15 protein-coding genes are annotated in these 14,125 nt (G+C 64.8%); 2 read left to right on the top strand and 13 right to left on the bottom strand.

Annotated elements, in window-relative coordinates:
• Positions 1-15: 15 nt before the first annotated feature.
• From LDN95_RS04415 to LDN95_RS04395, 5 genes are all read right to left on the bottom strand, one after another.
• Positions 16-996, bottom strand: a complete 981-nt coding sequence (locus LDN95_RS04415; RefSeq protein WP_226016431.1) for a nitronate monooxygenase family protein — start codon at positions 994-996, stop codon at positions 16-18.
• Between the two features lie 102 nt (positions 997-1,098).
• Complete coding sequence (locus LDN95_RS04410; protein WP_226016430.1) at positions 1,099-1,881, bottom strand: enoyl-CoA hydratase/isomerase family protein; 783 nt, start codon at positions 1,879-1,881, stop codon at positions 1,099-1,101.
• Complete coding sequence (locus LDN95_RS04405; RefSeq protein ID WP_226016429.1) at positions 1,878-2,954, bottom strand: phosphotransferase family protein; 1,077 nt, start codon at positions 2,952-2,954, stop codon at positions 1,878-1,880. The genes LDN95_RS04410 and LDN95_RS04405 overlap by 4 nt, the downstream gene beginning before the upstream one ends.
• Positions 2,944-4,131: an acyl-CoA dehydrogenase family protein gene (locus tag LDN95_RS04400; protein WP_370631648.1), complete on the bottom strand. Its 1,188-nt coding sequence runs from the start codon at positions 4,129-4,131 to the stop codon at positions 2,944-2,946. The genes LDN95_RS04405 and LDN95_RS04400 overlap by 11 nt, the downstream gene beginning before the upstream one ends.
• A gap of 14 nt (positions 4,132-4,145) precedes the next feature.
• Positions 4,146-4,910, bottom strand: a complete 765-nt coding sequence (locus tag LDN95_RS04395; RefSeq protein ID WP_226016427.1) for an SDR family NAD(P)-dependent oxidoreductase — start codon at positions 4,908-4,910, stop codon at positions 4,146-4,148.
• A 94-nt stretch (positions 4,911-5,004) separates the two neighbouring features.
• Between LDN95_RS04395 and LDN95_RS04390 the strand changes: the two genes are divergently transcribed.
• The gene (locus tag LDN95_RS04390) at positions 5,005-5,631 is read left to right on the top strand and encodes a TetR/AcrR family transcriptional regulator (RefSeq protein ID WP_226016426.1); all 627 of its coding nucleotides are present in this window, start codon (positions 5,005-5,007) and stop codon (positions 5,629-5,631) included.
• A 6-nt stretch (positions 5,632-5,637) separates the two neighbouring features.
• Here the strand turns inward: LDN95_RS04390 and LDN95_RS04385 are convergent, their stop codons facing one another.
• From LDN95_RS04385 to LDN95_RS04375, 3 genes are read right to left on the bottom strand one after another with little or no spacing between them, the layout of a single operon-like run.
• Positions 5,638-6,102 (bottom strand): low molecular weight protein-tyrosine-phosphatase, encoded by a 465-nt coding sequence (locus LDN95_RS04385; protein ID WP_226016425.1) that lies wholly within the window; start codon positions 6,100-6,102, stop codon positions 5,638-5,640.
• Positions 6,099-7,115: an ACP S-malonyltransferase gene (locus LDN95_RS04380; protein ID WP_226016424.1), complete on the bottom strand. Its 1,017-nt coding sequence runs from the start codon at positions 7,113-7,115 to the stop codon at positions 6,099-6,101. Before LDN95_RS04380 ends, LDN95_RS04385 begins: the two co-directional genes overlap by 4 nt.
• Complete coding sequence (locus tag LDN95_RS04375) at positions 7,108-9,327, bottom strand: alpha-ketoacid dehydrogenase subunit alpha/beta (protein ID WP_226016423.1); 2,220 nt, start codon at positions 9,325-9,327, stop codon at positions 7,108-7,110. Before LDN95_RS04375 ends, LDN95_RS04380 begins: the two co-directional genes overlap by 8 nt.
• A 192-nt stretch (positions 9,328-9,519) precedes the next feature.
• Between LDN95_RS04375 and LDN95_RS04370 the strand changes: the two genes are divergently transcribed.
• Positions 9,520-9,936 carry an SRPBCC family protein gene (locus LDN95_RS04370; protein WP_226016422.1) on the top strand — a complete coding sequence of 139 codons (417 nt, stop codon included), beginning with the start codon at positions 9,520-9,522 and terminating at the stop codon, positions 9,934-9,936.
• A 100-nt stretch (positions 9,937-10,036) separates the two neighbouring features.
• Here LDN95_RS04370 and LDN95_RS04365 read toward each other — a convergent pair whose 3' ends face one another.
• From LDN95_RS04365 to LDN95_RS04345, 5 genes are read right to left on the bottom strand one after another with little or no spacing between them, the layout of a single operon-like run.
• A complete protein-coding gene (locus LDN95_RS04365; protein ID WP_226016421.1) occupies positions 10,037-11,152 on the bottom strand; it encodes a glycerophosphodiester phosphodiesterase in 1,116 nt (371 codons plus the stop codon).
• 28 nt (positions 11,153-11,180) lie between these two features.
• Entirely contained in the window at positions 11,181-12,128 is a 948-nt protein-coding gene (locus LDN95_RS04360; RefSeq protein ID WP_226016420.1) for a bile acid:sodium symporter family protein, read from the bottom strand.
• Positions 12,125-13,021 (bottom strand): carbon-nitrogen hydrolase family protein, encoded by an 897-nt coding sequence (locus LDN95_RS04355; protein WP_226016419.1) that lies wholly within the window; start codon positions 13,019-13,021, stop codon positions 12,125-12,127. Before LDN95_RS04355 ends, LDN95_RS04360 begins: the two co-directional genes overlap by 4 nt.
• On the bottom strand, positions 13,018-13,617 hold the full coding sequence (locus LDN95_RS04350) for a GNAT family N-acetyltransferase (RefSeq protein ID WP_226016418.1): 600 nt from the start codon (positions 13,615-13,617) through the stop codon (positions 13,018-13,020). Before LDN95_RS04350 ends, LDN95_RS04355 begins: the two co-directional genes overlap by 4 nt.
• On the bottom strand, positions 13,617-14,027 hold the full coding sequence (locus LDN95_RS04345; RefSeq protein ID WP_226016417.1) for a ketosteroid isomerase-related protein: 411 nt from the start codon (positions 14,025-14,027) through the stop codon (positions 13,617-13,619). The genes LDN95_RS04350 and LDN95_RS04345 overlap by 1 nt, the downstream gene beginning before the upstream one ends.
• Between the last annotated feature and the right edge of the window lie 98 nt (positions 14,028-14,125).

Raw genomic sequence — 14,125 nt, 5'->3', positions numbered from 1 at the left:
GCCGCCTTTGCCAGTTCAGGCGACGAAGCGGTCGAGCCGGTCCCGCACGATCGCTTGCGCGTCGGCGATGATGCGGTCGATCAGTTCCCGGCAGGTGGGAATATCATGGATCAGGCCCTGCACCATGCCGGCCCAGAACACCCCCTTCGACAGGTCGCCGGTCTGAAGCAGTTCCTTGCCTGCCACGCCCGCCACCAGTTCGCGCACGTCCTCGAACACCGCGTCGGGTTTGGCCAGACGGCGCGCCACTTCTTCGGACACCGGGCTGCGCCCGACGCGCGCGGTGTTCTTGAAGCTGCGGAAGATCAGGAAGCTGCCGCGTTCATCGTTGTCGATATAGGCCTGCTTGACGTTGTCGTGGATCGGCGCTTCCTTGGTAGCGCAGAACCGCGTGCCCATGTTGATGCCCTCAGCGCCCAGTGACAGCGCAGCCACCAGCCCGCGACCGTCGCCGAATCCGCCGCTAGCCAGCATCGGGATCTTGACCTTGTCTGCGGCGGCCGGGATCAGGATGAGCCCTGGAATATCGTCCTCACCGGGGTGCCCGGCGCATTCGAAGCCATCGATCGAAATCACGTCACAGCCCGCGCGCTCAGCCGACAGCGCATGGCGCACGGCGGTGCACTTGTGCAGGATCTTGATGCCGTGGGGCTGGAGCATCTCCCAGATCTCGCGCACAGCGGGCGTTCCGGCGGTTTCGACCACTTTGACCCCGCCATCGATGATGGCCTGCGCGTAGGCCTTGTAATCGGGCGCGTTGATCGTCGGGAAGATCGTCATGTTCACGCCGAACGGCTTGTCGGTCATGCTGCGGGTGCGCTCGATTTCTTCACGCAGCTTTTCCGGCGTCGGCTGAGTCAGCGCGGTGATGATGCCAAGCCCGCCCGCGTTCGACACCGCCGACGCCAGCTCGGCATAACCGACATTCATCATGCCGCCCTGCACGATGGGGTGTTCGATTTCGAGAAGTTCGGTGATCCGGGTCTTGAATGCCATGTCCGCCTCTCCTGACGTCGAGCGCTCATACGCTCCGTTTAATCGATCGATTAAATCAACTTCCGGCGCTTGGCAAGCTGCATCGCGCGCTGCCGAACGTCGTCAGCCGCGAAAATCCGGCTTCCGCTTGGCCAGAAACGCTGCCACGCCTTCCAGCCCTTCGGCACCGGCGGCCGCGCTGGCGATCGACTGGGCTTCAAGGTCAAGATGCACGGCAAGGCCATTTGTGTGCGCTTCGGCCAGCAACCAGCGCGCCTTGCCCAATGCCTGGGTCGGACCGTCGGCCAGCTTGGCCAGCAGCGCCGCGCCTTCGCTCTCCAGCGCTTCAGCCTCGACCACCCGGGTGATCAGGCCCAGCGACACCGCTTCTTCAGCCTTTACTCGCCGATTGGTCAGCACCATCTCTTGCGCCACACGCAAGCCGACCAGACGCGGCAACAGCCAGCTCATCCCCCCGTCGGGCGTCAAGCCGATGGCCGAATAGGCAGCGGTGAAGTGCGCACCGGGCACAGCCAGCACGATATCGCCCAGTGCGGCAAGGCTCAACCCGGCGCCAGCGGCCGGGCCGTTGACCAGCACCACCAAAGGCTTGGCCATGTCTGCCAGCGTCGAAACCGCATCGTGCAGGGTCTCGGCCAACTGCCGCAGCACCGGCCCTGGCGAGTCAGCGGCGCCCGCCATCAAGCCGATGTCTCCACCGACACAGAACATCCGCCCTGCGCCTGTCAACACGACCACGCGCACCGCAGGATCGGCGGCCGCGTCGCGCGCACCGTCGCGCAAGGCTTCGGCCAGTGCAAAATCGATCGCATTGCCCTGTTCGGGGCGGTTCAGCGTCAGCCGGGCCACACCATCGGCCGTCTTTTCCAACAATACCGCACTCATCGACAGGACTCCATTGCTTCACGCGCCAGCAGGGCCAGCCTGGGAAAGGCCTCTGCCCGTTGGCGCGACTGGGTGTTGGACGCCGTGCCTCGCAGCGTCCGCCCCTTGATGCCATGGAAAATCGCAGCAAGGCGGAAAAAATTGAACGCCAGATAGAAATCCCAGTTGTCGATGCCGCTGCGCCCGGTGCGCGCGCAGTAGGCGGCGATGTAGTCCGCCTCGGTCGGCAGCCCCAGCGCCACCGGATCGGCTCCGCCAAGGCCCGCAACGATATCGCCTGGCATCCGGTACATCATGGCGTGATAGGCAAAGTCGGCAAGCGGGTGCCCCAGCGTCGACAGTTCCCAGTCAAGCACCGCCAGAACGCGCGGCTCGGTCGGGTGGAAGATCATGTTGTCGCAGCGGAAATCACCGTGGACGATGCTGGTTTCATCGCCTGCGGGAATCGCGGTCGGCAACCATGCGACCAGCGCGTCCATATCCGGATTGCGCCCGGCCAGTTCGTCTTCAAGGTATTGCTTCGACCATCGTCCGATCTGCCGCGCGAAGTAATTGCCCGGCCGTCCGAAATCGCCCAGCCCGACCGCTTCGATATCGACCGCGTGCAGCGCGGCGATGGTCGCATTCATCGCATCAAAGTACGCGGCACGCTCACCGTGCGGCACGTCGCCGAACCCCGCGTCCCAGAAGATCCGCCCTTCGACCATGCCCATCACGTAAAATGCGCTGCCCAGCACGGCGTCATCGTCGCAAACACCGTGGATCGTGGGGACCGGCACGGGCGTCGCGCCCAGCGCCTTGAGCACGCGCGCCTCACGCAGCACGTCGTGGGCGCCCTTCAACAGCGGCCCCGGTGGCTTGCGCCGCAGCACATAAGCCCCGCCCGGCGTGGTCAGCCGGAAGGTCGGGTTCGATTGGCCACCGTTGAACTGCGCGACCGTGAGCGGCCCGGAAAAACCCGCGACGTTCGCCGCCAGCCAGCCCTCCAGCGCCGCCACGTCCAGCGCGACGCGCAAGTCCCCGACGCCGGTGTTGGCCGCGGCAATGTCGGCCGACGCCGCGTCAGTGGGCATGGGCGTGGTTCCAGTCGCGCTTGATCTTCTTGGCCAGGCTCCACTTGTGGACCTCGGTCGGGCCGTCATAGATGCGGAAGGCGCGCACTTCGCGGAAGATCTGCTCAACAATGGTCTTGTCGGTCACCCCGGTGCCACCCATCACCTGCACGCACTTGTCGGCAATGCGCATAAGCGCTTCGGACACGGCCACCTTGGTCATGCTGCTTTCGACCGTGCCCAGCACGCCGGTGTCGAGCACCCCTGCGCACCAGTCGATCATCAGTTCGCTCTGCTTGATGTCGATCAGGTTCTCGGCCAGTTGGAAGCCGACCCCTTCGTGGTCGATCAATTGCTTGCCGAAGGCTTTGCGGCGATTGACATAGTCGGTGGCGATTTCCTGCGCACGGATGCACCCGCCAAGCCAGCGCATGCAGTGCGACAGGCGGGCCGGACTCAGCCGGATCTGTGCGTACTTGAAGCCTTCGCCCGCATCGCCCAACATCTGGTCGGCCGGTACGCGCAAGCCGTCGATGGTGACTTCGGCGTGGCTGCCCGGCATCGAACTGTCGATAGTGTTGGGCACATGGGTGATGGTGATCGCCGGATCGGGCAGATCGACCAGGAACATGCACGCCCCGCCCTTGCTGTCGGGATCATCCGACTTGGCCATGACGATGCCGACTTTGGCCCCTTCGGCCCCGGTGATGAACGCCTTCTTGCCATCGATCACCCAATGGTTGCCATCGCGCCGACAGGTGGTGATCATCATCGACGGGTCGGCACCCGCGCCTTGCAGATCGGCCGGTTCGGTCATGAAGAAGGCCGACCGCGCCCGACCCGAGATCAACGGCTTGAGGAAGCGCTCCTTCAGGTCGGGGCTACCGACATGGCCAAGCAGGTACATGTTTCCTTCGTCGGGAGCCTGCGTGTTGCACGCCAGCATACCCAGCGGCGAAAGCCCGGACTTGATCAGGATGACCGCAGTTTCGCGCTGGTTGAAGTGGCTGCCATCGGCGCGGATGTGCGGGGTCAGCACGCCAGCCTCACGCGCCAGATCGCGCAGCTCCTGAACGAGTTCGTCGGTCGGCGCGCCGTGATGATCCCGGCGCGGATCGTTCTCGTACGGGAACACGACTTGCCGCACGAAAGCTTCGACCTTGTCGGCAATTTCCAGCGCTTGAGGGCTGATGGTCATCATGTGATCCTTGTTCAGCGAGGGGCCATGCGGATGGCGCCATCCAGACGGATAGTCTCGGCGTTGAGCATCGGGTTTTCCACTATGCTCTGCACCAGTTGCGCGTATTCGTCGGGTTGGCCGAGGCGGTTGGGAAACGGCACCTGCTTGCCCAGCGAATCCTGCGCATCCTGCGGCAGGCTGGCCAGCAGCGGGGTCCAGAAGATGCCCGGCGCGATCGTGTTCACGCGGATGCCATAGCGGGCAAATTCGCGTGCGATCGGCAGGGCCATACCCACCACACCGCCTTTCGACGCGGCATAGGCGGCCTGCCCGATCTGGCCGTCGAAGGCCGCTACCGAGGCGGTGTTGATGATCACCCCGCGCTCTTCGGGGCCGACGGGATCGGCATCAAAGATGCGCGCGGCAAACTTGGACAGCACGTTGAACGTGCCCAACAGGTTGATCGTGATGATCTTGCTGAAATCGGCCAGCGGAATGGCCTTGCCGTCGCGACCGATGACCTTGGCTGGAGGGCCGACGCCGGCACAGTTCACCAGAATGCGCGCCTTGCCGTTGACCGCCTCAGCCTCGGCGATCGCGTTGTCGACCGCCGCCTCGTCGGTGACGTTGACCGGAAAGAACGACGCGCCGATTGCGGCGGCATGGCTTGCCCCCAGTTCGGCGTTGAGGTCGAAGATCGCAACCTTTGCCCCAGCGCGGGCCAGCCGGGCTGCCGTTGCACCGCCAAGCCCGGACGCTCCGCCCGTGACGATCGCGGCCACACCTTCGATCTGCATGTCTGTCTCCACTTAGCCAGGAATACGAATGAGTCGGTATTCTACTCATGAGTATATTGCATTCTCGCAGGTATGCGGTCAATTACCAGTGACCATGGACGACAAGCCGACCACGCCTTCCCCATTTCCTGACGCGGCCCAACGACAGGCTGCGCGCGAGGCCAAGCGGCAGGCACTGCTGCGCGCGGCCGTGCGGATGTTCAACGAACGGGGCTTTCACGCGACATCGCTCGACGATGTGGCGACCAGTCTCGGCGTATCGAAGCCGACGATCTACCACTACCTTGGCAACAAGGATCAGGTGTTGCTGGAGTGCGTTTCGATCGGGCTTGCGCAATTGCTGGGCGCGGCTGAGGCGGCGCGCGCCGTGCCAGGTCGCGGGATCGACCGGCTGCGCAGCTTTCTGATCAGCTATGCCTGCGTCAACATGGACGATTTCGGGCGCTGCGTGATCCGCACCGGCGATGAATCGCTCTCACCCGAAAGCGCCCGCCGGTTCCGCGACCTGAAGCGCGGAATCGACAACGCCTTGCGCACGCTGGTTACAGAAGCAATCGCCGACGGCTCCGTGGCCGCCAACGACCCCAAGATGCTGGCCATGGCGCTGGCTGGCGCGCTCAACTGGCCAGCACGGTGGTTCGATCCGCAAGGGCCGCTTTCAGCACAAGACGCCGCGCGCGCCTTGGTCGATGCCCTGTGCGCGGGTTTTTCGCCGCGCTGAGCTGACTTACTTGGCCAGCCTGGCGACGATGTGCTTGGCCGCGACGGTCACGTCCTCCCATACTTCGGCAAAGTCATCCTCGCCGCCGTAATAGGGGTCGAGCACCGCCGTGCCATGACGACCGGGCACCACATCCATCAGCAACCCGATCTTGGCCAGCGGCCGCCAAGGCGCGACAGCGTGCAGATCGCGCAAGTTGTTCTGGTCCATCACGTAGATGTGCCCGAACTTGCGAAAATCGGCTTCGGTCAGTTGCCGGGCGCGATAGCTGGAGATGTCGATGCCATGGCGCAGCGTTTCGGCTTGCGCGCGCGGGTCGGGCGCATCGCCGACATGCATTGCACCGGTGCCTGCCGAATCGATGGACACGGCAATGCCTTGCGCTACCGCCTCGGCGCGCAGAGCAGCCTCAGCCATCGGAGAACGGCAAATGTTTCCGAGGCATACGAACAGAACCGACTTTTGGCTCATTGGATTGCGTGTTCCCTTTGACCGGGCCTTCCCATGCCGATCAGAAACGCATCCTCTCCTTGCAATGCAACAAACCCGTTACGCGACGAAATGTCCAGCCATTTGCGCGCGACCAGCACCTGCCCGATGGCCCCGCCCAAGGTCTCGCCGGGGCCCAGCAGGATCAGGTGATCGGGCGCAAACTCGCGCAAAGCGACGGTGATCGCGGCGGTGAAGTCATAGGATTGCAGGATTTGATGCCCGAAAGTGTAGTCCCACAAGGCGCGGGGTACCGTCTCGGGCCCGCGCCAGATCGCACCGCGCCCGTCGATCAACGGGATCTGTGGCGCGCCAAACCATTCCACCGGCAGTTGCGAGCGTGCCGCGCTTGCGCTGGCCGCCATCAGCGGTGTGTGGAACGGCCCATGCCCGGCCAGCCGCAACGGCGGGCGCGGCAGCGGCGGCAGGTCAGCTTCCAGCGCCGCGAGCGCCTCAGGCGCGCCTGCCACCACCAGCATGCCCCCCAAACGGATCGACATAAGCACATCATGCCGCGCCATGGCGGCGAGCACGGCCGTCTCGAGTGCGGGATCGACCGTCCAGTCGTCCCCCGCCAATACCAGCACGCTTTGCCCGCCGGGCGCGTGGTTCTGCGAATTGACGCCCATTGCATCGGCGATGGCAAAACCGTGTTCGCCGCTGACCGCCCCGGCGCAGGCAAGCGCAGTGTACCAGCCCATCGAATTGCCGGTCACCGCCACGATGTCGAACTTGTCGCGCGCGATGGCCAGATAGTCGAGGTAGGCGCAGGCATGGATCAGTGGCGCGGCCACATCGCCGCGCAAATGCACGGCAGGATCGAACTTCGCCGCCCCGTCCAAAGCCGTAAGCGCGGGTTTGCCCACCTCTGCCCGCAAGGCATCAAACCGGGCGAGCCACGGATTGCCGCCATGATGGCGCGCCAGATAGCCCAGTTCGGGCGCGTTGTAGGTGCCGCGCCCCGGACACACGACGACTGCGGTCGGCTTAGCCAAGGACCGTCTCCCCGCGCACCATCGCCAGCCCCTTCGTCACGATCATGTCGCGGCTGGGCAAAGTATGCGTGGCGGCGCGCGCCAGCGGGATGAAGCTGTCGGTCGCGGTCAGCCGCGCCACCGGGCGGTCGTTCATCCGCTCGGCAAAGAGCGCAAGCAGCGCCTCGCTGTGCGATCCGGTGATCCGGCATTCATCGACCACCAGCACGTTCCGGCACGGCGCGCAGGCCGCCAGCACCGCTTCATCGTTGACCGGCCCCAGCCAGCGCAAGTCGATGATCCGTGCAGCAACGCCCTGCTCGGCCAGCAGTTTCTCCGCCTGCCGCGACAAGTACACCCCATTGCCGTACGTCACGATGGCAAGGTCGGTTCCCTGCCCCCACTGACCGATCTCGCCAAAGCCGATCGCGCTGCCCGGCTCGCCCGGCGGCTGGTACAGGCTGGTCCACAACCCGTCGCCCTCGGCGTGCAAGTCGCGGGTCATGTAGAGCGCAATCGGTTCGACGAACACGACCACGCGCTGCTCTTCATGCGCCAGACGGACGCATTCGCGCAGCATCGCCACCGCATCGCGCCCGCAACTCGGCACCGCCAGCACCACACCCGGAATATCACGGAACACGGCCAGCGAGTTGTCGTTGTGGAAGTGCCCGCCGAAGCCCTTCTGGTACGGCAGCCCGGCGATGCGCAGGACCATCGGGTTGGTGAATTGCCCGTCCGAAAAGAACGATAGCGTCGCCGCCTCGCCCCGGATCTGATCCTCGGCATTGTGGACATAGGCAAGGAACTGCACTTCGGGCAGCGGCAACAGGCCGTTGTGCGCCGCACCGATGGCAAGGCCCAGGATCGCCTGCTCGTCCAGCAGCGTGTTGATCACCCGCGCCGAACCGAAGCGCTGGTGCAGCTTTTGGGTGACTGCATAGACCCCGCCCTTGGGCCCCACGTCCTCGCCGCAGACCACAGCGTTGGGGTATTGCAGCAGCAGATCGGCCAGCGCCCAGCTCAGCAGCTTGGCCATGTGCTGCGGCTTTTCCATCGCCGCGGCATCGTCGGCGAACAGCGCGGCACGGGCTTCGACGGAGGCAAGCGGGCGCGCAACGCCTTCACGCTTTGGCGGGACGATGCTGGCCATCACGGCGGCGGCATCGGGCAACTTGGGGCGCTTGATCGCCAGTTCCACCTGCCGCGCCAATGTCGCCTCTATGGCATCGTACTGCGCGCGCAATTCGGCGGCGGTCATCACGCCTTCCTCGATCAACAGCGCGGCGCTGGCCAGCAGCGGGTCGCGCGCCTCGTCGGCACGGATGTGTTCCTTCGACAGGTAAGTACCCTGCACGTCGTTGCCCGCGTGGCCATAGAGGCGCACCGTCTTCATGTGCAGGAACACCGGCTTGCGCTGGCGGCGGGCGAAGTCCACCGCCTCCTTCGCCGCGCGCCAGCTGTCGATCAGGTCGCTGCCGTCGCAGTCGATGTAACGCAGGCCCGCGCGGTTCTGCCAGTTCGCCTCGATCCAGCCCGGCGGGGTGCGGGTGGAAATGCCGATGCCGTTGTCCTCGCACAGGAACACGATGGGCATCGGCGTGTTCTGGTAAGCGGCCCAAGCGGCGGTGTTGAGTGCGCCGACGGCGGTGGAATGGTTGGCCGATGCATCGCCGAACGAGCACAGCACCACGCCATCTTGCGCCAGCACGGTGTCGGTCCAGCCCATGCGCCGGGCGATGCCGATGCTGAACGCCGCGCCCACCGCCTTGGGCAAGTGGCTGGCGATGGTCGAGGTTTGCGGCGGGATCATCAGCCGCTTCGATCCCAGCACCTTGTGCCGTCCGCCCGAGATCGGATCGTCGGCGCTGGCGGTGAACGAGAGCAGCATGTCCCATGCCGGGGTCTCGCCGGCCACGCGGCCTGCGCGGTGGATCTGGAACGCGGCATCGCGGTAATGCAGGAACGCGATGTCATCAGTCCGCAGCGCCTCGGCCAGCGCGGCGTTGCCTTCATGCCCCGACGATCCGATCGTATAGAACCCTTCCCCCCGCGCCTGCAGCTTGCGACTCAATCGGTCCAACTGACGGCTGAGCATCTGGCTGTGCACCAGCGCTGCGGCCCGATCGGGCGCCAACCCCGCCTCTGCCAGCCCAAGGTTCGACCGGCGACGCAAAGTGCCGCGATCAAGTGCGGCAAGAAACTGCAGGTGAACCTGCTCGGCGGCATCCATCAGCGCGATCCGATTGCAATTAAGATCATGCTTCGGGCTCTAGCGCAGCGAAAGACCAAGTGCCACACCTAGCGGCGCGACAGTTGGCGCAAACCGGGAAATAGAATTGCAACGGGCTTTTCCAAGGAAATGCCATGATCGCGCAACCAGCTATGACCAGAAGGAACCGATTTTTGGGAAAGGGAGTGCTTCATGAAGATCACCGTAGAAACGCTTGTCGCCGCTCCGTTGGCCGAGGTTTGGGACGCCTATGTCACCCCTGAAGATATCGTGCAGTGGAATGCAGCGTCGGACGATTGGCATACGACCAGCTCGACCGTCGACCTTCGTGACGGCGGCGAATTCAGCTCGCGCATGGAGGCAAAAGACGGAAGTTTCGGCTTTGATTTTGCCGGAACCTATACCTCGATCAAACCCCATCAATCGATCAGCTACACCTTCGGCGAGCGCAATGGGCTGGTGGAGTTCATCGACGGTGCGCAGGGCGTGACAGTTCGATCAACCTTTGACGCCGAGGATCAAAACCCCGTCGAGCAGCAAGCGGCTGGCTGGCAGGCGATCCTCGACAGATTTGCAAGTTACGTTGCGGCCAAACACAAGGCCCACTGATAAACCTAGCGATCCTCCTGCACCGGATTGCTTCGTCCACGCACCCTAGCAATGACAAACCACGGGTGATGGATAGGAAAGGGGGTACGCGCCTGCTTCCTCACCCATCCCCATCCACCGCGCGCCGCCCCAGCGCGGGGTCGTCGGTGAAGAAGCCGTCCAGCCCTTCGGACAAGTAGCGTCGGATTTCGGCCACGCTGCCCTCCACGTTGCGCGCGGCGGGGGCTGCCCCTTCGGTGCGGTAATCAGCGGCAAGGAACTGGTTTTCGGGGCGGAAGGTGTAGCAGCCGACCAGCAGGCCCACCCGGTGCGCCTCTGCCACCACATTGGTCGATGCGCCAAGCTTGCCGTCTGCGTCCAGCGGGATCAACTGGCGCGTCCACGGCGCGACCCAGTCGGCATACTTGGCAATGTCCGCAAGCCCTTCAGGCGTGAGCATTTGGGCATAAGTCAGCGTGCCCATGGCCTTGATCACGTCACCGGGGCGCTGGTCATCGGAATCGATCAACTGCATGAACTGCACGTTGGGCCGGTCGCCCAGCACGCCGCGCAGCGCCTTAAGGTTGGCGATCTCGAACGACTGGACGATCAGCGGCGCCTTGTCGAGGTAGCGGCTGGCGGCCACTTCCTTGACGAAGCGGTCCTCTGACGGAAGGCCGATCCCGGCGAAATAGGTCGAATGCTTGATCTCGGGGATCAGCCCGATGGTGCGCCCGCGCGCCGCCGATTCCGCTGCGGCGAAGTCGATGATCTCGGCAAAGCTGACGATGCGGAACATGCCGTCATAACCATGGCTTTCGGTGCGCATGCCATCGCCCGTCAGCCGTTCGCGCGCGCGCAGGGTGCGCAGCTCGTCGAAGGTGAAATCCTCGGTGAACCAGCCGGTCTGCTCGATCCCGTCGATCACTTTGGTCGCCTTGCGGTCGGCGAATTCGGGGTGGGTGGCAACGTCGGTGGTTTCGGCGATGTTGTTTTCGTGCCGCGCCACCAGCTTGCCATCCTTGGTGCCGACCAGATCGGGTTCGATGAAGTCGGCGCCGTCGGCAATCGCGCGGGCATAAGACCCCAGCGTGTGTTCGGGGCGCAGCGCGCTGCACCCGCGATGGCCGAGCACCAACGGCTTGGCCGGGCGCACGGCAGCGCGCGCGGCTCCGGCTGCGGCCAGTGCGCCTGCGGCCAGCGAACCGGCGATCATCGTCCTGCGTGACACGTTCACAACGCCTTCTCCATCCTGCGCCCGCCGACTATTCCCCGTCACGAGCGGCATAACGGCGCGCGATCGTGGCGCAAGCCATCAACTGCGCCTGATGGAAGATCATGATCGGCAGGATCACTGCACCCGCCACCGCCGGGGTGAACAGGATCTTGGCCATCGGCACGCCGCTTGCCAGCGACTTCTTCGAACCGACGAACACGATCGCGATCTCGTCAGCCTTGCTGTAACCCAGCGCGCGGGCGAGCCATGCAGAGCCGAGCAGCACCAGCGCCAGGATCAGCAGCGCCAGTGCCAGCACCACCGCCAGTTGCACCAGCGGCACCTTCTGCCACAGCCCTTCGACGATCGCGGCCGAGAAGGATGAGAACACCGCCAGCACGATCGTGCCCCTGTCGGTGAAGGTCAGCAGCTTGCGGTTGCGTTCGGCCCACCCGCCCAGCAGCGGACGCAGCAGGTGTCCTGCGACAAACGGCAACAGCAGTTGCACCGCGATCCGCCCCACCTGATCGAGCGAGATGCCCGCCTGCGTGCCCAGCAACAATCCGGCCAGCAGCGGCGTGACGACCACGCCGAACAGGTTCGAAAACGCCGCCGCGCAGACCGCCACAGCCACGTTGCCGCGCGCGATCGAGGTGAAGGCAATGGCCGATTGCACAGTGGACGGCAGTGCGCACAGGAACAGGATACCCATCCACAACTCTGGCGTCAGCGCGCGCGGGATCGCCAGATGCAGCCCCACGCCGATCAGCGGGAACAGCACAAATGTCAGCGACAGGATCAGCACGTGGACCTTCCAGTCTGACACCGCGCTGACCAGCGTTTCACGCTTCAGCCGCACTCCGTGCAGAAAGAACAGCAGCGAGATCGCCACGGTCGTCACCACATCGACGATCTGCGCGCCAACCCCGCTCGCGGGAAACAGGCTGGCCAGCGCGACCGTCGCCAGGATGATCAGGATGAACGGATCGATCTTCACGAAAGGCTGACCACTTCAAGTTGGGGGAGCGGCGCCGCGCCCGGTTGTTCGGCCCAGTGCAAGGCGTTGAGCACGCCGCCATCGGCGCGCAAATCGGCCACAAGGGCGGTATCCACTTCGGCAAAGACCCATTGAGCCGCGCCTTCGATGCCGATGGCCAGCACGCCGTCCTCGGGCATGCCGCGATCGGGCGGTCCATAGATTGCCGCCGCCCCACGGTTGACGTCGACCGCAGGGGACCATTCGGCGTCGCCCACCGTCGGCGCCTGCACGGCATAGCACTGACCTTCAAGTGCCCGCGCCTGCGCCCCCAGCCGGACGCGCCAGTATCCGTGCAGGCTGTCAGTGCAACTGGGCACCAGCAGCACTTGCGCTCCGGCCTCCACCGCCGCGCGCGCGAGCAACGGGAACTCGCTATCGTAACAGATCAGGATCGCCAGCTTGCCCAAGGCGGTGTCGATAAGCTTGATCGCCGTGCCCCCGACGATGCCCCACTGTTCCCGCTCGAACCGGGTCATCACCAGCTTGTCCTGCGTCACGCTGCGGCCGTTGGGAGCGAACAGGCGCGCGGCGTTGCGAAAGCGGCGGTCCGCGTCCTTGCGCGGGGCGCTGGCGGCAAGGATGTGCAGACCATGGCGCGTGGCCAGTTCGGCATGCAGCGCATCGACCCGTGGCAGCAGCGCCGATACCGTCTCGATCGAACCGGCCAGATCGCCCATCGTGACGGGGTCAAGGCTGGCCAATTCCATCGCGCCATATTCGGGAAACACGGCAAGGCCTGCCCCGCCCGCAGCCGCTTGTTCGACCCAGGTAGTCAACTTGGCGACATAGGCATCCCAGCCATCAAGCAAGTCGATCGGGTATTGCGCGGCGGCGATGGTGAAGCGGGTCATGCGGCGTTCTTCCATTCGCGCAGCCAGTATTGCATCGACTTGGGGCTTTCGTGCGCCTCGCCATGCTCTTTCCACGCAAGTTCGGTGACAAGTCCGGGGATCAACGCATAACCGCGCCGCTGCCAGAATGCATCGAGCGGGGTGTAATCAGCGGGTCGCGCGGGATGATCGTCCGGGCGGATGACGGCCGCAAAGCATGCCGCATTGGCACCGCAAGCGCGGGCCTGCGCCTCGCGCGCGTCGAAAAACGAATGGCCGATGCCGTGTCCGCGATAGGCCGGCAGCAGCACACTTTCGCCAAAATAGAACAGCCGCGTGGCATCTAGCCCGCGGTGTTCGAAGGGGCTGCGGAATTCGGCCTTCTGGTGACGCATCGGCGCCGCCGTGGCCGCGCCGACGATGCGTTCACCGTCAAATGCCGCCACCAGCACGGCATCTTCGGCCTGCGCATATTCGCTGAGGTACTGCGCCTCATACGCCCGGTCCCCGTCATAGAGGTAGGGATAGGCGGCAAAGACCTCTATCCGCAACGCTGCCAGATCGTCGAGCGCGGCGGCGATCTCGTCCCCGGTCAACGCCCGAACGGCAATCGCCATCAACCGACCACCTGCGCCGTCCAGTCGGCAAGGTTGTAATACATCGTCAGCCGGGCGATCTTGGCGCCTTCGATGCCGATGAAGGCGCCTGCAGGTAGGACATAAGTCTGCCCTGCCGCTTCGGGCAGGCCCTCATCGGTGGCAAGGTAAGCACCGTGAACCACGAACTCGGCGGCCGCGCGGCTGCCATCGGCGTTGACCATCAGCACGATATCCTCGAGCCGCTCCTTGTAGCAGCGTTCCATGTGCTGGAGGAACGTGGCGAACACGTCCTTGCCGGTCTGGCGGGTGCCCTGGTTGATGTCATGCGCCACGTCATCGCTCAGACAATCGAGCATGCCTTGCCAGTCACCGGCATTGAAGGCGGAATAGTAGCGGTTCAGCAGGGCAAGCGTGGCATCCTGGCTCATCGGTTTGCGGGCTCCATCTCCATACGCGCGCCGGTCCTAGCCAATCGGCTGCGGGCGCGCCAGATCACGCGGCCAATAAGGTGCATCCAGTCCGGGTC

It is taken from the genome of Novosphingobium sp. FKTRR1, assembly GCF_020404405.1.
Taxonomy (GTDB): domain Bacteria; phylum Pseudomonadota; class Alphaproteobacteria; order Sphingomonadales; family Sphingomonadaceae; genus Novosphingobium.
Note: the sequence above shows the minus strand (reverse complement) of the source record. Positions and strands in the feature narration are given on the sequence as shown.